The following is a 19,633-nucleotide window of genomic DNA, read 5'->3' as shown; positions in this document are numbered from 1 at the left end:
GATCCTGGTGCTCGGCAGCTATCGCAGCGGCGAGCAGAAGTCGCCAGCGCTGCGCGCCTTCGCCGCCGCCGTCCGCCGGCACGACGTGGACACCGAGATCGCGCTCCGTCCGCTCGCCGACAGCGCTGTCGCTGAGCTGGTGAAACAGCTGGTCAACGAGCCGGTACGGGCAGACTTGCTGGCCGGTGTGACGCGTCGCGCCCGAGGCATCCCGCTGTTCGTACGAGCCCTCATGCAGAGCACCACTCGGCTGCAGGGCCCGCCGGCGGTGGTACGGGACGTGGTGCTCGGCCAGCTGGACCGGCTGGATCCACCCGCGCGTGGCCTGCTGAACGTCGTCGCGGTCGCGTCCGAAACCAGCCCGGAAGTGCTTGCCGCGGTCTGGCCGGGTGAGCTGGAGGGACCTCTTCGGGACCTGGTCGGGCACGGGTTGCTGACTGAGCAGGTCACCGGCCGGTCGGTACGCGTACGGGTCGCCCATCCGCTCTACGCCGAGGTCGCGTACGCCGAGCTCACCGCCGCCGACCGGCGCCGGCTGCATGCCCGACTGGCCGACGCGATCGAGAAGCTGACGCCCGCCGACACGCTCGCGCTGGCGCCGCACTACCTGGAGGCCGGCGACGCGATCGACTCCAACCGCGCGCCCGACGTGCTCGGCACCGCGGGCGAGCGTGCGCTCAGCATCCATGCGATCGAGGAGGCTGTACGATATTTCCGTGCCGCGCTCGCTGGCGCCGAGCCGTCCACTGACATCAACCGGCGGATGGAGTTGCTCACCGGCCTGGGCCGCGCGCTGCAGGAGAACGGGAAGCTGACGGACGCGGCCTCGGTGTGGAGTGAGGCGCTCGCGCTGGCGCAGCGGGCCGGGCTGGCCGCACAGCACGCCTCGCTGCGTTATCGGCTCGCGCTGCTGGAAACCGAGCGAGGCAATTTGTCGTTGGCTGAGCAACATTCCCGGGCCGGTGCCGAAGTGGCCCGGCCAGACGCCGGAGACGCGCAGGCTTTGGCTCTACGGCTGGTTTATTCGATGCGTTCGGGCGACGAGTCACGGATGCGCGCGGCCGCCGATCACACCGCCGCGCTGGCCGCCCCCTCGATCCGTCGCCGACCGTACAAGCCGCGGCACACATCGGCCGCAGCGTGCAGGCCTGGGTGAGCGGCGATTTTCGGTTGGCCCGCGCCGAAAGCGAGGAGGCGCTGGCGTACGCGGACCGGGCCGCCAGCCAGTCGCCGATGGTCGGCGCCACCGCGAACCGGATGCTGATCACCATGTCCACCGCGGCCGGCGACCTCCCAGCCGCCAGCCGGCACGCCCAGAGTGGGCTGGACACGCTCACCGAATACCATTTGCCGGCGGCGATGGCGTCCGCGTACTACAGCGTCGCGATGGTTCACCACCTTGCCGGCGACCTGACTGCCGCACTCGCCGCCGTCGACACCGGCCTGGAGGTGGCTCGGCGGTCCTCTGGGGCCCGCGCGATCGCCCGATTGTTGTTGTGCCGCGCCTTTTTACTGGCCGAGCAGGGTCGCGGCGGCGAGGCCGCCGACTGCATCGCGGACGCCGAGCAGACAGACCCCCACCCCGATCGGCACCGCCGGCGATGTTCCGATGACCTCGATCTGGGAGCTCAGCCGGATGGCCGTCGCCCTGCTGGTTGGCCGCCCGCAGGCCATTTTTCACCGTTGTACCACTGGACGAAGACGCGATCGTCATGTGGCAGCGCCCGGTTTTCGCCACGTACGCTCACCTTGCCACCGGTGACTTCGACGCGGCCGCCGCGATGGTCGCGAAACTCCGCGAACACGGCCCGGTCGGCCGCTATATCGACACCCTCGCCGACCGCCTCGACGGCCTGCTCGCCGGCGCCACCCACTCCCCAGACCGCGCCCGCGACCTGCTCGCCCGCGCCGCCAAGGAATTCGCCGCGATGGGCATGCCCCTGTTCGCCAGCCAGGCCCGGCTGGAATGGGCCGAACTCACCCCCGACGACCCAGCATCCGCCGACGCCGTCACCAGCTCCCTGGAAGTTTTCCAGCGCGCCGGCGCCGTCCCCTGGGTCGACCGCTGCCGCCGCATCGGCCGCACCCTGGGCCTGCGGGTCGCCACCACCCGCCGCGCCGGCGACCTCAGCAACCGCGAAACCCAGGTCGTCCACCTCGTCGCCGACGGCCTCAGTAACGGCCAAATAGCCGGCCGCCTGTTTTTGAGCGAGCGTACGGTGGAAACCCACCTGCGCAATGTCTATCTGCGGCTCGGGATCAATTCCCGGGTAGCTCTCGCCCGCTGGGCCGCCGAGAATTTGTGACTCCTTTCCCGACGCTCACCCCGCACCCAGCGTCGAGTGCGGGACTTTAACCCACACTCGACGCCCAGGGCGGAACAAAGTCCCGCACTCGACGAAAATCTCGCCCGCCCCACCCGCGAAGACCCGGCCACCCAAACCGGACAAACGGGACGCCGCCGGAGCCGCTTGCGGCGGCTCGCCTAGTGCCGTGAGATGACAGGTATGACTGTTCTGCAGAGCTTCGACCTGACCGGAAAGCGCGCGTTGGTCACCGGCGCGAACCGCGGCCTCGGCAAGGCCTTCGCGCTGGCACTGGCCGAGGCCGGCGCCAGCGTGGCCATCACCGGCCGGGACAGCGCACGAAATGCGGCCGTACTCAAGGAAATGACCGACGCCGGCCACCAGGCGGTGGCGATCACCGCGGACGTCACCCAACGCGCGGATGTGGAGCGTACGCTCGCCGAAGCCATCGACGGCCTCGGTGCGGTGGACATCCTGGTCAACAACGCCGGCCTGTGTTTTCACCAGGCGGCATTCGACGTGCCGGACGACGAGTTCGACCAGATTTTCGACCTGAACGTGCGCGGACTCTGGCTCTGCAGCACGGTTTTCGGTCGGCACATGGCCGATCGCGACGGCGGTGTCATCGTCAACGTCGGTTCCATCTCCGGGCTCATCGTGAACCGGCCGCAGTTTCAGGCGTCCTACAACGCCTCGAAAGCCGCCGTTCACCAGCTGACCAAGTCGCTTGCGGCCGAGTGGGCGCCGCACCACATCAGGGTGAACGCTTTGGCTCCAGGCTATGTGAAAACCGAGATGGCGCCGGTCGACCGGCCGGAGTTCCGCCGGATGTGGATCGAGGACTCGGCCCAGCAACGCTATGCCACACCAGCCGAAATCGCGCCCAGCGTGGTGTATCTGGCCAGTGACGCATCGGCATTCATGACCGGATCCGTCCTCGTTGTCGATGGTGGCTACACAATTTTCTAAGCTCAGTCTTATCAACGGCGGGCCTGTCTCGACGTACCGTCGGAAAAGGTTGCCTTCGTACGGCTTTCCGGTGGCAGCCGCCGACGATCGACGGGGAGACCTGAATGAAACCCGCAAGCACCGCGCTGGTCCTGGCGATTGCTGGGCTTTTCGTGGCTATGTCCGGATTTTCCCTCGCCGCTTACGCCGCCCCAGCCAGTGGCCCGAACGACCCGGCCCAACAGTCGCTCGGCTCCCCGCCGCCCGACTGCGGTTCGCTGACCGCGCTGAGCCCATCGCCGTCCGCGTCCGTCTCTCCCAGCCCACCCAGCACCCCGGCAACCCCGACGGTGTCGCCATCCACCTCCATCTCCCCAAACGCGACGCCCACCGCCACCCCGACGGCTTGTACGTCTGCGCAGCTGCAGCAGGGCGGCGCGCCACCGGCCGGACTGCCCAAGGCCGCCCCCACCGGCGACGGGCCGGGCGCCACCGTGCAGCAGCCGCCGGCCGCCGCGGCCGACCCGACCACCGCCAGTCCCACTCCTTCGACGACAACCACGACCACCGCGAGTCCCACCGGCACCCCGTCCGCGTCCGACTCGCCCACCGCCAGCCCGACCGCGAATGGCAGCCTCCCGGTCACCGGCTCGCAGAGCCTCGCGGTGGCGAGCACCGGCATCGTGATGCTGGCCGCCGGCGTACTGGCGTTGTTGCTGGTAAGGCGCCGCCGGACCGGCCAGTCCCAGTGACCTCAACCTTGGCTGACGTACGCTGGACGGTGTGACCGAACATCCGCAGATCGCGCGCGCGCGAGCTGAGCGTTGGTCAACTGGCCGAGCGCAGCGGTGTGGCCGTGTCGGCGCTGCACTTCTACGAGTCCAAAGGGCTGATCAGCAGCCGCCGGACCAGCGGGAACCAGCGCCGCTACCCGCGTGACACGCTGCGCCGGGTGGCCTTCATCAAGGTCTCGCAGCGGGTGGGGATCCCGTTGAAGACCATCCGGGAGGCGCTCGGGCGGCTGCCGGAGGAGCGCACCCCGACCCGCGCCGACTGGGCCCGGCTGTCCGCCGGCTGGCGGGAGGAGCTGGACACCCGCATCGACCAGCTCACCAAGCTGCGGGACGACCTCAGCGACTGCATCGGCTGCGGCTGCCTGTCCCTGAGTTCGTGCATGCTCCGCAACCCGTACGACGTCTACGCCGAGCAGGGCCCCGGCCCTCGCCGCCTTCTCGGAACCGGCAAAGCCCGCTCTTAAGGTAGTCAAGAGGCCGTTCACAGTCGGGTCACAGCAAGGCCGCCGACACTGTCCTTATGGCAGTTATTCGGAGCCTTGGTCCGTACGGTGGATCGCCGCTGGGTACGGGCTGGCCGTGGTGGTGTTGATCGTGTGGACCACCGGTCTCGCGATCGACATGCTGAGCCAGTCGCCGCCGGCCCGGCACGTGGTCACCTGGGTGGGCCTGGACATTGGCCTGATCTTCGCCTTCGTGGTCGCCGGTTGGCTCGCTCTTCGGCGCGACCCGCGGCTGGGGCTGGTGGCCGCCGCCTCCGGCACCGCGGTTCTGTTGGACGCGTGGTTCGACGTGACCACCGCCGGCCCGAGCTGGCTGTCCGACTCGATCCTGCTCGCGGCCACCGTCGAAATGCCGTTCGTGCTGGTCAGCGCGGCCGTCGCGGCCTGGGCCTACACCCGCCGCTATCGGTCGTCGAACACCTTCGACGAGTCCACCACCAGTGGCCTCGGCGTCGCGGACGCCAGCAGCGCGGAGGTCGCGGTGGCCAGCTCCGGTCGCGGCTGATCGGCCCCCACCAGCCACAACGGCGTCGGCTTGGGCGCCGCCCTCCCGTTGGAACAACGCTCCCGACCGCCGATGGGCCAGGTCCATCGTGCGTACGTGGGTGAACTCCTGACCGACGTAATACCGCCGGAGCCCGTCGTTGGTCTTCCAGGCATCCAGCCGCAGCCACTGGGCGTCGCGCTTGTACGCCTGCTCCTGCGCCCAATCCAGGACCTGCGCGCCGAGCCCGCGACAGCGCCGGTCGATGGCCAACTTGCTCACATAGAGCGCCGGCTCCAAGCACTCGTCCCGAGACCAGAACTCCTTGTCAGGGCTCTCGTCAAGCGTCACGGTCGCGACCGGCGTGCCGTGGTCGACCACCAGATAGGTCGACTGCTGGTCGATCGCCTCCATCAGCCGCTCCGCCGGGAACCGGTCCGGCCACTGGTCCAGGTGCTTGTCCCGGTGCAGCCAGGCGGCAGCGCCCGCGAGCAGGTCAGAGACCGCGGTCACCTCGGCCGGCCCGGCCGGGATCACCCATCTCACGCGGGGACTTCGTACACGATGCGGTGCCGGTCGCCGGGAAAGATCGAGCGGGTCCAGCGGACCGGACCATGGTCGGTGAAGCCGGTACGGTTGTGCGCCAGCACCGGGATGCCCTGGCCGATCTCCAGCCGCTGAACCTCCGGTGGGCGCGGCATCCGTACGGTCAGCTCGTCCACGTAATGCGTCTGGACATGCCCCATCTCAGCCATCAGCTTGATGACCCCCTGCGGGATGTCGCTCGGGCTCAGGATCTGACTGCCCTCCACCAACGCCAGCGGATAGTACGAGTCGGTCGTCGACCACGGCTGGCCGTCAACGTACTGCAGGCGCCTGCGGACGACGACGTTGTCCCCCTTGGAGATCTTCAACGCCGACACGATGTCCTCGTTGGCGATCACGATCTGCACCTCGATCTGCTGCGACGCCCGCCGGTTCTGCTCGGCGACATGCTGCAGGAACGCGTCGGTGTCGCTGACCTCGCGGCTACGTGTGCGGACTCGGATCGGGACGCGTGTAGATCAGCGGTTCCACCCGGCGTACCACCCGGCCACGGCCCCGACCGCCGGTGATCAGGCCTTCGTTGGTGAGCGCGCTGAGCGCCAGCCGGACGGTGTTGCGGGAGACCTTGTAGTTCTCCGACAGCTCCTTCTCGGTCGGCACGGTCTGGCCCGGCGAGAGGTCGCCGCGGGTGATGCGAGCCCGCAGGCGAGAGGCGATTTGGCGGTATTTGGGGCCGGTTTCCGGCTCGATTGTCACGTCCCACTCCCAGCCACGGTGCCCTCCTGGATGAACACCATCTAAGAATTGTACCAACAATACCCTCAGTGCCTAAAGGGTAGTGCGCGGCGTGCCGTCGTACTGTACTGTCTGCCTTGTTGGTACATAGAGTACTGACAAGCCACTTAGCACATCGTTCATCAGTTGTTTGGGGGGAGCCCGAGGGCATCGCGGCGTGGCGCGGCGCTCGGCGTGGAGTCGAGGAGAAAGTCGGGGAGGCAGATCATGAAGACCGACAAAGGCTCAGCGTTCATCGGCCGCAAGCGTCCAGTACGCGGCCAACGGGGAATTTTTCTGGTCCCCACCGTGCAACTGAGCATCAGCACCGTGGTGCTGCTGTTCATCGGCCGTGGCTTTCTGAAGCTGCTGGCCGCGATGGCCCGCCGCCCGATCGCGACGATGATCGTCGCCGTTCTGGTGGCCGGCTGGATCGCCTGGGGTCCGGTGACCCTGCTGACCGTCCTGGGCATCACCGCCCTCACCACCGTCGCCGTGGTCATGACCTGGCGTTATGCCGACCCGGTCAGCTATGGCAAGTGGTTCCGGGCACCAGTGCGATCGCGCTGGCGCCGTCGCTGGGTGTACGGCCGGAACTGGCAGCCGGCGATGGTGCTCACCGGTCTCGCCCGGACCGTCAACGACATCGAGTACGCGCCGTACGTACGCCGGGTGCACAGCTCCAACCGTCGTGATCTGGTGCAGATTTCCATGCTGGCCGGCCAACTTCCCGCGGACTACTGGCAGTCGCCGACCAACTCGCCGCCACCTTCGGCGCGGTGCGGATGACCGTACGACGCGACTCGGACCCGTCCCGCGTCTGGCTGGACTTCCACAAAACGGCCGAACTCGCGGCCCTGCCCCCGCTGGACCACCGCCCGAGGCGATCCAAAAGCTCTGTGGCGTAACTAGCGTCTGGCTATTCCGTCGGAATAACCAGACGCGACCAGGCCCTGTCTCCTTGGTCAGTTTCTATCGGGGGATCAAGGAGACAGGACCTGGTTCTTTTGTTACGAGGCCATTTCGTTAAGAGACTGCACAAAGGCCGATTTCCGGGCCTTCCCAGCGGCGCCGGAACCACCGGTCGTGGGTCGCCACCACAATGGCGCCGGGTGCCGACCGGAGCGCTTCTTCCAGCTCCTCAGCCAATTTCAGGGACAAGTGGTTGGTCGGCTCGTCCAACAGAAGGACGTGCGGCGGCCGCGCGATCAGCAAGGCCAACGCCAACCGGCGCCGTTGTCCGACCGACAGTGCGCCGACCGGACGATCCAGGTCGCGGGGTGCGACCAGGCCGAGTCCAACCAGTCGAGCGCTTTGCTCGTCACTGTTCTTGTCGTAAAGCTCCCGAGGCGTACGATCCGGCTCGGCGAACACCACATCTTGTTCCAACAGGCCAATCCGCATACCCGGTGCCAGCTGGACAATGCCGGCGTCGACCGGCAGCCGACCGGCCAGCACCGCCAACAAGGTGGACTTCCCGGACCCGTTCGGCCCGGTCACCAGCAGCCTGGTGGTGTTGAAGACATCGAGCCGGTCGATTTCCAAGCGGCCGTCCACCCGTACGTCCCGGGCCGCGATCCCCAGCAACTCCCGGCGCACCTTTCCGGTCAGGGTGCCGGAAAACTGCAGTGGCGCCGGCGGTTTCCTGATTTGGTCACGAGTCAGGTCGTCCAGTCGCTGCTGGGCGTTGCGTACGCGCCGGGAAATCTGCTTCTGGACCCGGCCGCCGTGGAAGTCGTATTCCACTTGCTGGTGTTTCCGCGGGGTTTGTGGTGACTGACGCCTTCCCGGGCCGTCACCGCGACCGAACGGCGAAGTTCTTTCAGCTCCTCCTGCTCGGCCCTCGAACTGCTCCTGCCAACGAGCCCGCTCGGCCCGTTTTTCGGCCAGGTAGTCGGTGTACGTGCCGCCGTAGCGCTGCGGCCCACCACGGGCCGGGTCCAAGTCGACGATGTCCGTACAGACGGCGTCGAGAAAAACCCGGTCATGCGACGCGACCACCACCACACCCGGCACCTGGCTGAGCTGTTTTTGCAGGAACTCCAACGCATCATCGTCGAGATGGTTGGTCGGCTCGTCCAGGATCAACGCGCTCGGCTGCCGGATCAGCAAAGCCGCCATGCCGAGCCGCGCGCGCTGGCCACCGGACATCTCGTCGAGCCGGCGGTGATGGCTGAGGTCGTCCACGCCGAGACCGGCCCGGACCAGCTCGGCACGCCGGTCGGCGTCCCACAGGTCGTGTGTGCCTGCGCCCATTCCAGCACGTCACCATACTCGTCCAGCAGGTCAGGACGGTCCGGTAGCGCGGCCGTCAGCTCATCGAGTTTCGCTTGCGCCGTACGGATTTCCGACAGCGCGTCATCGATGACCGAGGCGACTGTGGACCTCGGATCGTACGGCAGCTCCTGGGCCAGGAAGCCGTGATCCGGCGGTCGCACGACCGTGCCGGAGTCCGGCGTTTCGGCCCCGGCCAGTAGCCGGAGCAGAGTGGATTTGCCGATGCCGTTCTCGCCCACCAGGCCAAGGCGATGACCTGGGGAGGCGGTGACGGAGATACCGTTGAGGATGCGGCGGTCGCCGTACCCCTTGACGAGATCTGTGGCAATAAGGGAACTATGGAACATCGGGACACCACCGAGGAAAGTCGGTTTGGATAGTCCACCGGGCAACAGACGCCTCGGGCGCGGACTGGGTCTCGATGTCAGCTCAGCATGATGCCACGAGTTTAACCACGCACTTACAGGCTTCGTCAAGCCAACTATTGCGCCCGTCACGTGTTCGCCAATGCCGGGTTCGGCTCTCGGCGGTCCATTCGATCAGCGAGGCAGTACTGCAGAGTGTGCGCTCTTTGCAGTCTCTGCATTTCATGCGTACCATGCACTTCATGGCCGCGTAGGCCTGCCCTGAGGAGGAATCATGCGAGAGATTCAGAACTTGTTGGACGAGCTGACCAGTGCTGGCGACGAGATCGGCGTCCAGGTCGCCGCCTGTATCGACGGCGAACTGGTGGTCGACCTATGGTCCGGGGTCGCGGACGTACGCACCAGCCGCCCAGTCGACGGCGACACGGTCTTCGCCTCCGCGTCCGCGCTCAAAGGCGTCGCCGCCGCGGTCGTCGCGGTGCTGGTCGACCGCGGCGTACTCGACTACGACGCGCCGGTCGGGAAATACTGGCCGGAATTCGCACGCAACGGCAAGGAAAACACCACGGTCGGGCAGGTGATGTCGCATTCGGCCGGGTTACCGTGGGTGCCGGACGGCATCGGCGTCGATGACCTTTTCGACGTACCAGCACTGACCAGGTGGCTAGCCGAACAGCCTCCGGCCTGGGAACCGGGCACCGCCAGCGGCTATCACGGCTGGACGTACGGATTCCTGGTCGGCGAGATCGTCCGGCGGGCCAGCGGGCGGACCATCGACGAGGTCCTGCGCGATGAGGTTTGCGCTCCACTCGGAGTCGCACTGTCCTTTGGCACAGCCAGAACCGAGCGCGACGCGGTCATTTATGACGGCGGCTGGGCAGCGTGGATCCGGTCGCTGCCAGCCGAGTTCCCGCTCCTTCGGGCCGTACCAGTGGACCTGCTGGCCGAAATGGCCGAGCGGAGCATGGATTCAGCGCAGGCCAGCATCGCTTCCATCGGCTCGATGACGGCCCGTGGCGGGGCTCTTTTGTACGCTGCACTGGGGAACGGCGGCGAGCTCAACGGCGTCCGGCTGATGTCCGCGCGGACCGTCGCGGCGGCGACGGCCGTACGCACCACCGACCTCGACCGGGTGTTGCTGAGCCCAATCGCCAAGTCGTACGGTTTCTTCCTCGGGCAGCCGGGCGGATACGAGGTGGGCAGCCGAAACACGTGCTTCGGCATGAACGGATCCGGCGGCAGCCTCGCCTTCGCCGATCCGGACCTGCGATTTTCCTTCGCTTTCACGCACAATCGGCTGACTGCCGGATCGGACGACCACGCCGGCCAGCTCGTCGAGCTGGTCCGGGCCGCCCTCGGCGTACCGGATTTTTCCGATGACCGCGCCGGCCAGCCAGCAAAGTGCCCTTGACACTCTGGGGACAGGCGGCGATTCTGCTGCTCGGCGGCTTCGCGTCGATGTTCACGTCGACCGTCGGCACGGTCACGCTGGACACGGTCGCGCACCAGCTGGGCGCCCCGCTGGCCACCGCGCAGTGGACGGTCAGCGGCTACTTGATAGCGATGGCCACGATCGTACCGGCCAGCGGTTGGGCGGCGAAAAGATGCGGCGGGAAGCCGATTTGGCTGGTGGCGATCACACTCTTCGGCATTTTTTCGGCCTTCTGCGCGGTTTCCACCAGCGTTGAAATGCTCATCTTCAGTCGCGTATTGCTGGGACTGACGGCCGGCCTGCTGGTGCCCGTCGGCCAGATGATGATCGCGGTCGCCGCCGGCCCGCACCGGATGGGTCGGCTGATGTCGATCGCCAGCATCCCGCTGGTGCTCGCGCCGGTGCTCGGCAGCACAGCCGGCAGTCTTCTCACTCGCGCGTACGGCTGGCCCTGGCTGTTCTGGATCAATGTGCCGTTCGCAGCTGTCGGCCTGGTCGCCGGCCTGCGTTGGCTGAAGCCCGCGATGAAAACGTCCACCGGACCTTTGGACGTGCTCGGTTTGGCGCTCGTTCTGGTTGGCCTGCCAGCGATTGTCTACGGCGTCGAACAGTGGGCGGCCGGTGGCACCGGTGGTCTGGAGTCCACAGTGGTCGGAGTGGTGCTGCTGATCATTTCGCCGTACACGAGGTGCGTACGCGCCATCCGCTGCTGAATCTGCGCCTTTTTCTCGACCGAGCGTTTTCCTCGACAGTCGTGGTGATGTTCGGCATGGGGATGGCGTTGTTCGGCGGCATGATCGTGCTGCCGGTGTATTTTCTCCAAGTCCGACACGAGGATCTGGTCACCACCGGTCTGCTGACCGCACCCACCGCGGTCGGGACCGTGCTCGCACTGCCGTTGGTCGGCCGGTTGACCGACCGGATCGGCGGCGCCCGGATCGTCGTGGCGGGCATTGTGGTGACGATCGCGGGAACACTGCCACTCGCGTTCATCGGCACCACCGACAGTTATCTCTGGCTGGCCGCTGTCCAGTTGGTCCGCGGGCTCGGCATCGGGATGACCACCATTCCAGCCATCGCGACCGGGCTGGCCCGGCTGCCGGCCGATCAAGTGCCGGACGCCACTCCGGTCTTCAACATGATCCAGCGGATCGGCAGTTCTTTCGGCATCGCGATCCTGACCGCGTTGCTGAGCTCTCGCCTCGCTGACGGCCCGCACACCGCCGCCGCGGCCACTGGTGCGATCGGATACGTGCACGGCTGGGTTGTCGCGGCGACCGCTGTCGTTCTCATCCCCGCGTTGCTGATGCTGCGCCCCGGAATATCATTGCAACACAAAGAAGCCCCCGAAAGGACCAAGTTGTAACACTAGCATATCCGGCTGAGTAGCGATTTGTTCAGCCTTTTCTTCATTATTTGGTCGATGAGGTGCCTGCCCTGCACCCGCGGGCAATGAAACGGGCGAGCCAGCACAGCGGTCGGTAAGTTCTTCCTGCGAATACATGTCAGGAGGAATTGGTGGAGCCAGAAGTAACGATCGCGCAGGGCCGACTGCGGGGACGCACCGACGGGAATGTCACGGCATTCCTGGGGATCCCGTACGCGGCGGCACCGGTCGGACCGGCCCGGTTCGCGTTGCCGGCGCCGGCGGCGAAATGGGATGGCGTACGCGATGCGACCTCTTTCGGTCCGACCGCGCCACAGGCGCCACTGCCGCCGCCGATGGACGTGATCATCGGCAACCCGCACATCGACGGCGACGACTATCTGAATCTCTGCGTTTGGACACCCGACACCGGCGCCGCCGGACTGCCGGTCATGGTGTGGATCCACGGCGGCGGATATCACCTCGGCTCGAATGCGATGCCGGGGGCCAACGGAACCGCGTTCGCACGTGACGGGATCGTCCTGGTCAGCATCAACTACCGACTGGGGGTGCATGGTTTCGCCGTGCTGCCGGACGTACCGGCCAACCGTGGCATCAGGGACCAGCTGGCCGCTTTGCGGTGGGTGCAGGAAAACATCGCCGCCTTCGGCGGAGACCCTGCAAATGTAACGGTTTTCGGTGAGTCGGCCGGCGCGATGGCCACCTCCACCCTGCTTTCGCTGAAGGCCAGCGACGGCCTTTTCCATCGCGTCATCGCGCAAAGCGGCCACGGCCATTTGGTGGGCACGTACGAAGACACCCATCGCATGCTTGCCGAGTTGAGCGGCAGACTCGGTTCCCCGGCCACCGCCGCATCGCTCGCCAAGGTCGACGACACGGAGATCACCGCGGCACTGGATGCCATCCTGCAGGATCTCGCCGCGGATCCGGACCCGGCTCGCTGGGGCCGGTCAATCACCACCTGGACACTCCCCTTCCCGCCGGTCGTCGACGACCTGATCACCGACCGCCCAGTCGACACGGTCGCCGCCGGCGGCGGACAGCGGGTGCCGCTGATGATCGGTACGAACACCGACGAATGGCGGCTTTTCGTGGTCCCCAGCGGGATCGCCGCGTCACTCACCCGCGAGACCCTGGACGCGACCGCGGCCCAGAACGGCTGGGACCCGGCGATCGTCGACCATTACGCGACGAACCGGCCGGAGGCCCGCCCCGGCGACTTGCTGGCGGCGATCCTGACCGACTCGTACTTCCGCGCGCCCGCCGTCCGGCTCGCCGCCGACGTCCACAGCGCCACCGGTCTTCCCACGTACGTCTACGAATTCGGCTTCGGCCCGGACACCGTGGGCGCCGCCCACGGCCGTGAGATCGGCTACGTCTTTGACAATCTCCCGCCGACCGCGCCAGAACAGGCTCGGCCGGTGGCCGATGCCATGCACAAGGCGTGGATTTCCTTCGCCACCAACGGAAATCCGGGCTGGCAGCCGTACGAGTCAACCAGTCGCCCGATCATGCTCTTCGACGCCCCCGACTCCACTCTCATCCACAACCCGCGCGCCGACGAGCTCGCCCTCTGGAACAGCGCCCTCTAGCCGGACTCCTCGCGTATCATATATGAGACATCAGATGCCAGAGGGAGACGAGATGCCGAGGATGCTCGTACCGCCCGCGTCCAGGACCGAGTTTGTGCTGGTCACGATCCGGCAGCTGATCCTGTCCGGCGAGTTGGTGCCCGGCCAGCAGCAGCTGGTGGAGACCGAGCTGGCCGAGAGCTTCGGAGTGTCCAAGACGCCGGTACGCGAAGCGTTGAAGACGCTGGCCGGCACCGGGCTGGTGACGATGAGCCAGTTCAAGGGTGCGTCCGTACGGATCGTCGACGCCGACATGGCGTATGCCGTCTACGACCTGCGGCTGGCCGTCGAGCCAGCCGCAGTGCACCGGGCCGTACGCGTCGGCGCCGACCTGACCGCCGCCCGGGCTGCCCTGCGAAAGGCCGCGAAAACCCGCTCGAAGGCCGAGCTGAGCCTGGTCAACCGGGATTTCCACCGCGCGCTCTACGCCGGCTGCGGCAACCCGCTGATGGTCCAAGCGCTGGACGACTTGCGCGACCAGGCGGCCCTGATCACCGTCGCCGGCTGGGGCCTGGTGCCCAGCTGGGACGAGGAGGCGAGCGAACACGCCGCGATCCTCGCCGCCGCCGAGAAATCCGACCCGGACCTGGCCGCTTTTCTGCTCCAGCAACACATCCAGACCTTCGTCGACCGGATCGCGCGCCGGCTGCCGACCTGCCGAAAGGACAGCATGGACGCTGACCAGCTCAGAGCCGCATTGTCCACTGTGGTCGCCATTCCGGTGACGCCGTACGGCGGCGACGGGTGGGTCGACACGCAGGCTTATGCGCGCCTTCTCGAGCGGCTGGTCGACGGCGGGATCGGCGTGGTCACCCCCAATGGGAACACCAGCGAGTTCTACGCACTGACTCACGCGGAGGCCCGGTTGGCCACCGAGCTGACCGTGAAAACCGTTGGGTCCCGCGCAAAAGTGCTGGTCGGCGTCGGCCACGACGTGCCGACCGCGGTCGATGCCGCGCTGCACGCCAGCGAGATGGGCGCCGAGCTGATCATGATCCATCAGCCGGTGCACCCGCACGTGTCGCTGGCCGGTTGGATCGACTACCACGCCGCGATCGCCAACGCTGTCCCGGAAATCGGCGTCGTCCTGTACGTACGCAGCGCCCGGATCGGCGGCGCCGAGCTGCGCGAGCTCGGTGCGCGTTTGCCCCGAATGTGGTCGGCATCAAATACGCGGTGCCCGATCCGGTCCGGTTCGCCGGCACGGTGGCCGACGCCGGCGCCGACCGGTTCACCTGGATCGCCGGGCTGGCCGAGCCGTACGCACCGAGTGCCTGGAGCGCCGGTGCCCGCGGGTTCACCTCCGGGCTGGCGAACGTGGCCCCGGAGATCTCGTTGCGCATGCTGGCAGCGTTACGGGCCAACGATTTCCCGGCGGCGATGAAGGTGTGGGACTTGATCCGGCCATTCGAACAGCTGCGCGCGGCTTCGGAGAACGCGAACAATGTGAGCATCGTCAAGGAAGCGCTGGCCCAGCTCGGGCTGTGCCGCCGGGACGTACGGGCACCGAGCACGGTTCCCTCGCCGGAAGATGCGGCCGCGGTCACCGACATCCTGAAACGCTGGGCTCTGCGATGAAAAAAAAACGAAGACCTGCGCAGCCAGGCGTGGTACGGCGGAGACGGGCTGCGGTCCTTCAGCCACCGGTCGCGCAGTCGCCAGCTCGGCCTCAATCCCGAGGAACACCTGGGAAAACCGGTGATCGGGATCCTCAACACGTACAGCGGGATCAACCCGTGCCACCTGCATTTCCGGGAGCGTGCCGAGGAAGTCGCTCGGGGAGTGTGGCAGGCCGGTGGCTATCCGGTGGAGTTCCCGGTCGCCACTTTGTCGGAGACGTACCAAAAACCAACACCGATGCTCTACAGGAACCTGCTCGCGATGGAGACCGAAGAGCTGCTTCGGTCGTACCCCATCGACGGTGCCGTGCTGATGGGCGGCTGCGACAAAACCACCCCGGCGTTGCTGATGGGCGCCGCGAGTGCCGGCCTGCCGGCTATCTACTTGCCGGCGGGGCCGATGTTGCGCGGAAACTGGCGCGGCGAGGTGCTCGGCAGCGGCACGGACATGTGGAAATACTGGGACGAACGCCGAGCCGGCAACGTCAGCGACTGTGAATGGACCGAGCTGGAATCGGGCATCAACCGGTCCCCGGCCACTGTATGACGATGGGCACCGCGTCCACGATGACCTCGGCCGCCGAGGTGCTGGGGATGACGCTGCCAGGCGCTGCCTCGATCCCGGCGGTCGACTCCGGACATCACCGGCTGGCTGCCGCGACCGGGCTGCGGATCGTCGACATGGTGTGGGAAGACCTGACGATCAACGAAATTCTGACCGCGGACGCGTACGCCGACGCGGTGGCCACCGTCATCGCGCTCGGCGGCTCGACGAACGCGGTCATCCACCTGATCGCGATGGCCCGGCGCAGCGAGATCGGCCTCAGCCTCGCCGATTTTCGACCGCATCGCGCGGCAAACCCCGGTGCTGGCGAACATCCGGCCGGGTGGCGAGTTCCTGATGGAGGATTTCTATTACGCCGGCGGCCTTCCCGCTCTGCTCGGGCAAATCAAGGATCTGCTGCACCTCGACCGAGTGACGGTCACCGGGCGTACGCTCGGAGAGCACCTGGACGGCGCGATCGATCGTGCACCGCCCGGAGGTGATTCGGCCTCGGTCGAACCCATTGTCCACGGACGGCGGTTTGGCCGTGCTTTCCGGAAACCTCGCGCCGGACGGCGCGGTCATCAAACACATCGCCGCGCAGGAGAGCGGCTGCTGCAGCACACCGGACCGGCGATCGTTTTCCGGGGACTACAAAGACATGCAGAACCGGGTGAACGACCCCGACCTGAAGGTGGACGCCGATTCGGTCCTGGTGCTCCAAAACGCCGGCCCACTGGGTGGTCCCGGCATGCCCGAGTACGGGATGCTGCCGATCCCGGACGTACTGCTGAGGCAGGGCATTCGGGACATGGTCCGGATTTCCGATGCCCGGATGAGTGGCACCAGCTATGGTGCCTGCGTGCTGCACGTGGCGCCGGAATCGTTCGTCGGTGGTCCGCTCGCACTCGTACGCACCGGCGACCTGATCACTCTGGACGTGCCGGCGCGCCAGCTCACCCTCGACATCAGCGACCGGGAATGGGCCCACCAGCGCAAGGCGCAATGGCAGTCACCGCCGGACCGGTACGAACGCGGTTATGGCGCCCTCTACCAAGCACACGTCACCCAGGCCAACCATGGCTGCGACTTCGACTTCCTGGCCCGGCCGGGAAAGAATCCGGACCCTAATCCGCGGTGATGGGAGTGGCCAGCGCCGCCTCCGGGATGGCGAAGCCGTCGACGAGTATCTCGGCGGACGAGCGTAGCTCGGCGCACAACTGATTGATCAGGCGGGTGACCGATTTCGACCGGCTCGGGGTGAGCCGGCCGTGTTCCAGGAACCAGCCGCGATCGGCCTCCACAGTGCACAACACGTGCAGGTCGCAGACCTTTCCCAACAGGGCGGCCACCTCCGGGTCGGGGCAGCTTTCCATGCCGGCCACGAAAGCTTCCAACACGATGCGGTCGATGTGGGCTCGCCCGGTCGCCAACAGGTGATCCTGAGCCGCGTTGAAGACCTCGAAGGCGTTGTCCTTGCCAGCTCGGCGAAGCCGGCGCGCGACCCCGTCCAGGAGGTGGTTTTCGCGGTCCTCAAAGAGCTTCAGCTGGAAGACGCGGTCGGTCAGATCGGCGTCTCGTAAGCCTTCCCACAACGGCCGGGTGGCGGTTGCCTCGATGACGGTTTCCATCACGTGGTCGGCCACGAACCGGACCATGCCGAGCATGTCCAGGTCGCCGAGATGGTCGCGATAGCTGGTCAACAGCCCTTTCGCGGCCAGCTGCAACAAAACGGTGTTGTCGCCCTCGAAGGTGGTGAAGACATCGGTGTCCGCTTTGAGCTGCGGCAACCGGTTCTCGGACAGGTAGCCAGCGCCACCGCAGGCCTGCCGACAGGTCTGAATGGTAGTGGTCGCGTGCTCCGTGGCGACGGCCTTGATGCCGGCCGCCCGCGCTTCCAACTCACGTTGCGCGTGATCGTCGACCCGATCGGCGGCGTGCAGGTCGTGCATGGTCGACACGAGCTGTTCCTGGGCGAAATGCAACGCGTACGTTCGTCGCCAGCGCCGGCAGCAGCTTTCGCTGGTGGGCGAGGAAATCCAGGATCGGTGCGTCGAACTGGCGACGCCGCTGGCCGTACCGGATCGCGATCGCCAGCGCCATTTTGGTGGCGCTGCCGGCGGCCCCGGCCACGCTGATCCGGCCGCGGATCAGCGTACCGACCATGGTGAAGAACCGCCGGGACGGGTTCTGGATCGGGCTCCAATAGTCGCCGTCCGGCGAAACATCGCCATAACGGTTGAGAAGTGCCTCGCGGGGCACCCTTACGTGATCAAACTTCAAGCGCCCGTTGTCGACCCCGTTCAACCCGGCTTTTCGACCGCAGTCACCGATCCATACGCCGGGGACCGTCTTGCCAGCGGAATCCCGGATCGGCACCAGGAAGGCGTGTACGCCGTGCCCTTCCCCCTTGGTCGTCAACTGCGCGAAAACCACCGCCATCCGGCCGTGCATGGCAGCATTGCCGATGTAGTCCTTTCGGGCGCTCTCATCAGGTGTGTAAATCACGAATTCCCGCGAAGCGGGATCGTAAAGCGCGGTTGTCCGCAGGTTTTGTACGTCTGAGCCATGCCCCGTCTCGGTCATCGCGAAACAGCCGGGGGCAGGTCGAGGCTCATCACCGCCGGCAGGTATTCGCGGTGGTGTCGCTCGGTGCCCAGAGCCTGAATGGCGCCACCGAAAAGTCCCCATTGGACGCCGGCCTTCACCATCAGGGACAGGTCACCGTACGCGAGCATTTCGAACGACGCGACCGAACCGCCAAGGTCATCGTCGCCGCCGACCGCGGCCGGAAACGCCAGCCCGGCGTAGCCGCTGGCGGCCAACGACTTCATCCGCCGGAAAACCTGCTCGCGGTGTGCGTCCGTCTCCAGGCCGTCCGTCGGCTCGAACCGGTTGAGATGGTCGCGGGTTTTCGCGCGTACGTCCGCCCAGCGACCGTCCACCAGAGTCCGCAGGCTCCGCACGTCCACCGGCTTCATCGGCCCTCCGAAATGTTCCGCCTCGCGAAATGTGCCGTTTCCCAGCGTAAAACGATCGCACCCGGTCCGCCTGTCGCAGCGCTCACGCATAGGGTGCAGGCATGCATATCGTCAGATTCGTCGACCAGTACGGGGACGTGCGGGTCGGGCTCGCCGAGGCCCTGCAAGCCGACGCTGGACTGCGGGTTTTCCTCGACCAGCTCAAAGTCGGATCGTTGCTGCGGCTGGGCATCGATGACCTGCGCGAGCTGACCGAGCGGACGGCCAGCACCCCGGCGGTCTCCGCGGTCGGCGACGTGCAACTACTGCCGCCGGTGGACGGCCGTACCGAGATCTGGGCAGCCGGCGTGACGTACCAACGGTCCCGCGAGGCGCGCGTCCAGGAGAGCACCGAGCAGTCGGTGTACGAGAAGGTTTACGACGCCCAGCGGCCGGAGTTGTTCTTCAAGGCGCTGCCGTGGCGAGTGGTCACCGAAGGCGAGCCGATCGCCGTACGCACCGATTCCCCGCTCAACGGCCCGAACCCGAGCTCGCGCTGGTCGCCAACCGGCATGCCGAGATCGTCGGCTACCTGGTCGCCAACGACGTGAGCTCGCGCTCGATCGAGGGCGAGAACCCGCTTTACCTCCCGCAGGCCAAGGTCTATGCGGGCAGCTGTGCCATTTCCGCCGGCATCCGGCCCGCCTGGGAGCTGCCCGCGGTGCCCGACCTGACCATCCGGCTGCAAATCGACCGAGCCGGCAACTGCGTCTTCGACGAGTCGATCACCACCGCGGCCTTTCATCGCAAGCTGCCGGAACTGGTCGACTACCTGTTCCAGTGCCAGCCCTTCCCGGACGGCGCCGTGCTCTCCACCGGCACCGGCATCGTCCCGCCCATCGACTTCACCCTGACGGCCGGCGACCTCGTACGCATCTCGATCGAGGAGGTCGGCACCCTGCGCAACACCGTTGTCGCCGGCATCGACGCCCTCAACTGGCTGGTAGACGCCGCCGCCGACCCCCGCCGGCGGCCGGACATACAGCTTTCCTAAGAGCCGGCC

Annotated in this window: 20 protein-coding genes and 5 pseudogenes; 18 read left to right on the top strand and 7 right to left on the bottom strand. The window is 67.0% G+C overall.

Annotation, left to right across the window (positions count from 1 at the left end; all coding sequences use genetic code 11):
* Positions 1–7: 7 nt before the first annotated feature.
* On the top strand, positions 8–1,156 hold the full coding sequence (locus GNX96_RS30150; protein WP_163571361.1) for an ATP-binding protein: 1,149 nt from the start codon (positions 8–10) through the stop codon (positions 1,154–1,156).
* A gap of 353 nt (positions 1,157–1,509) precedes the next feature.
* Here the strand turns inward: GNX96_RS30150 and GNX96_RS30145 are convergent, their stop codons facing one another.
* Positions 1,510–1,674: a hypothetical protein gene (locus GNX96_RS30145; RefSeq protein WP_163571359.1), complete on the bottom strand. Its 165-nt coding sequence runs from the start codon at positions 1,672–1,674 to the stop codon at positions 1,510–1,512.
* 38 nt (positions 1,675–1,712) lie between these two features.
* Between GNX96_RS30145 and GNX96_RS30140 the strand changes: the two genes are divergently transcribed.
* From GNX96_RS30140 to GNX96_RS56375, 5 genes are all read left to right on the top strand, one after another.
* Positions 1,713–2,306 (top strand): helix-turn-helix transcriptional regulator, encoded by a 594-nt coding sequence (locus GNX96_RS30140; protein ID WP_163571357.1) that lies wholly within the window; start codon positions 1,713–1,715, stop codon positions 2,304–2,306.
* A 201-nt stretch (positions 2,307–2,507) separates the two neighbouring features.
* Positions 2,508–3,275 (top strand): SDR family NAD(P)-dependent oxidoreductase, encoded by a 768-nt coding sequence (locus GNX96_RS30135; RefSeq protein WP_163571355.1) that lies wholly within the window; start codon positions 2,508–2,510, stop codon positions 3,273–3,275.
* Between the two features lie 104 nt (positions 3,276–3,379).
* The gene (locus GNX96_RS30130) at positions 3,380–4,006 is read left to right on the top strand and encodes an LPXTG cell wall anchor domain-containing protein (protein WP_163571353.1); all 627 of its coding nucleotides are present in this window, start codon (positions 3,380–3,382) and stop codon (positions 4,004–4,006) included.
* A 41-nt stretch (positions 4,007–4,047) separates the two neighbouring features.
* Entirely contained in the window at positions 4,048–4,512 is a 465-nt protein-coding gene (soxR, locus tag GNX96_RS30125; protein WP_163571398.1) for a redox-sensitive transcriptional activator SoxR, read from the top strand.
* A 115-nt stretch (positions 4,513–4,627) separates the two neighbouring features.
* Positions 4,628–5,056 carry a hypothetical protein gene (locus tag GNX96_RS56375; RefSeq protein ID WP_279581871.1) on the top strand — a complete coding sequence of 143 codons (429 nt, stop codon included), beginning with the start codon at positions 4,628–4,630 and terminating at the stop codon, positions 5,054–5,056.
* A gap of 129 nt (positions 5,057–5,185) precedes the next feature.
* On the opposite strand, the pseudogene GNX96_RS65160 reads toward GNX96_RS56375, so the two are convergent.
* The 3 genes and pseudogenes from GNX96_RS65160 to GNX96_RS30110 form a co-directional block, all read right to left on the bottom strand.
* Positions 5,186–5,548: pseudogene (locus GNX96_RS65160) on the bottom strand (GNAT family N-acetyltransferase); the annotation flags it as partial.
* A 29-nt stretch (positions 5,549–5,577) separates the two neighbouring features.
* Positions 5,578–5,994: a GntR family transcriptional regulator gene (locus tag GNX96_RS30115; protein WP_279581892.1), complete on the bottom strand. Its 417-nt coding sequence runs from the start codon at positions 5,992–5,994 to the stop codon at positions 5,578–5,580.
* A 70-nt stretch (positions 5,995–6,064) separates the two neighbouring features.
* On the bottom strand, positions 6,065–6,337 hold the full coding sequence (locus tag GNX96_RS30110) for a GntR family transcriptional regulator (RefSeq protein WP_163571348.1): 273 nt from the start codon (positions 6,335–6,337) through the stop codon (positions 6,065–6,067).
* Between the two features lie 246 nt (positions 6,338–6,583).
* Here GNX96_RS30110 and GNX96_RS30105 point away from each other — a divergent pair, with 246 nt between their 5' ends.
* Positions 6,584–7,144: a hypothetical protein gene (locus GNX96_RS30105; protein WP_163571346.1), complete on the top strand. Its 561-nt coding sequence runs from the start codon at positions 6,584–6,586 to the stop codon at positions 7,142–7,144.
* 237 nt (positions 7,145–7,381) lie between these two features.
* Here GNX96_RS30105 and GNX96_RS30100 read toward each other — a convergent pair whose 3' ends face one another.
* Together GNX96_RS30100 and GNX96_RS56370 are read right to left on the bottom strand one after the other, a co-directional pair.
* Positions 7,382–8,542 (bottom strand): ATP-binding cassette domain-containing protein, encoded by a 1,161-nt coding sequence (locus GNX96_RS30100; protein ID WP_279581870.1) that lies wholly within the window; start codon positions 8,540–8,542, stop codon positions 7,382–7,384.
* On the bottom strand, positions 8,461–8,979 hold the full coding sequence (locus tag GNX96_RS56370) for an ATP-binding cassette domain-containing protein (RefSeq protein ID WP_279581869.1): 519 nt from the start codon (positions 8,977–8,979) through the stop codon (positions 8,461–8,463). Before GNX96_RS56370 ends, GNX96_RS30100 begins: the two co-directional genes overlap by 82 nt.
* Before the next feature lie 292 nt (positions 8,980–9,271).
* Between GNX96_RS56370 and GNX96_RS30095 the strand changes: the two genes are divergently transcribed.
* The 9 genes and pseudogenes from GNX96_RS30095 to GNX96_RS56330 all read left to right on the top strand — a co-directional run bounded on the left by GNX96_RS30095 (position 9,272) and on the right by GNX96_RS56330 (position 16,751).
* Positions 9,272–10,408 carry a serine hydrolase domain-containing protein gene (locus GNX96_RS30095; protein WP_163571344.1) on the top strand — a complete coding sequence of 379 codons (1,137 nt, stop codon included), beginning with the start codon at positions 9,272–9,274 and terminating at the stop codon, positions 10,406–10,408.
* Positions 10,405–11,142, top strand: coding sequence for an MFS transporter (locus GNX96_RS56365; RefSeq protein ID WP_279581868.1), 738 nt, complete (start codon positions 10,405–10,407; stop codon positions 11,140–11,142). The genes GNX96_RS30095 and GNX96_RS56365 overlap by 4 nt, the downstream gene beginning before the upstream one ends.
* Positions 11,118–11,795, top strand: a complete 678-nt coding sequence (locus tag GNX96_RS56360) for an MFS transporter (RefSeq protein ID WP_279581867.1) — start codon at positions 11,118–11,120, stop codon at positions 11,793–11,795. Before GNX96_RS56365 ends, GNX96_RS56360 begins: the two co-directional genes overlap by 25 nt.
* Before the next feature lie 152 nt (positions 11,796–11,947).
* The gene (locus GNX96_RS30085; RefSeq protein ID WP_163571342.1) at positions 11,948–13,408 is read left to right on the top strand and encodes a carboxylesterase/lipase family protein; all 1,461 of its coding nucleotides are present in this window, start codon (positions 11,948–11,950) and stop codon (positions 13,406–13,408) included.
* Between the two features lie 22 nt (positions 13,409–13,430).
* Positions 13,431–14,501 (top strand): annotated as a pseudogene (locus GNX96_RS56355) (dihydrodipicolinate synthase family protein); the annotation flags it as partial.
* Between the two features lie 101 nt (positions 14,502–14,602).
* Positions 14,603–15,025 carry a dihydrodipicolinate synthase family protein gene (locus GNX96_RS56350; RefSeq protein WP_313885821.1) on the top strand — a complete coding sequence of 141 codons (423 nt, stop codon included), beginning with the start codon at positions 14,603–14,605 and terminating at the stop codon, positions 15,023–15,025.
* Between the two features lie 120 nt (positions 15,026–15,145).
* A pseudogene (locus tag GNX96_RS56345) lies at positions 15,146–15,852 on the top strand (dihydroxy-acid dehydratase domain-containing protein); the annotation flags it as partial.
* A 115-nt stretch (positions 15,853–15,967) separates the two neighbouring features.
* A pseudogene (locus GNX96_RS65155) lies at positions 15,968–16,012 on the top strand (hypothetical protein); the annotation flags it as partial.
* 145 nt (positions 16,013–16,157) lie between these two features.
* Positions 16,158–16,751, top strand: coding sequence for an IlvD/Edd family dehydratase (locus tag GNX96_RS56330; protein WP_279581891.1), 594 nt, complete (start codon positions 16,158–16,160; stop codon positions 16,749–16,751).
* Here the strand turns inward: GNX96_RS56330 and GNX96_RS65150 are convergent.
* Positions 16,738–18,591, bottom strand: a pseudogene (locus tag GNX96_RS65150) (acyl-CoA dehydrogenase family protein). The gene GNX96_RS56330 and the pseudogene GNX96_RS65150 overlap by 14 nt on opposite strands.
* Before the next feature lie 101 nt (positions 18,592–18,692).
* Here GNX96_RS65150 and GNX96_RS56325 point away from each other — a divergent pair.
* Positions 18,693–19,181: a hypothetical protein gene (locus GNX96_RS56325; RefSeq protein ID WP_279581864.1), complete on the top strand. Its 489-nt coding sequence runs from the start codon at positions 18,693–18,695 to the stop codon at positions 19,179–19,181.
* Positions 19,178–19,624 carry a fumarylacetoacetate hydrolase family protein gene (locus GNX96_RS56320; RefSeq protein ID WP_279581863.1) on the top strand — a complete coding sequence of 149 codons (447 nt, stop codon included), beginning with the start codon at positions 19,178–19,180 and terminating at the stop codon, positions 19,622–19,624. The genes GNX96_RS56325 and GNX96_RS56320 overlap by 4 nt, the downstream gene beginning before the upstream one ends.
* Positions 19,625–19,633: the final 9 nt, after the last annotated feature.

Origin of the sequence: Fodinicola feengrottensis (assembly GCF_010993775.1) — a bacterium.
GTDB classification, from domain to species: Bacteria; Actinomycetota; Actinomycetes; order Mycobacteriales; family HKI-0501; genus Fodinicola; species Fodinicola feengrottensis.
The sequence above is the reverse complement of the archived record's forward strand: the minus strand, read 5'-3'. Positions and strand labels throughout refer to the sequence as shown.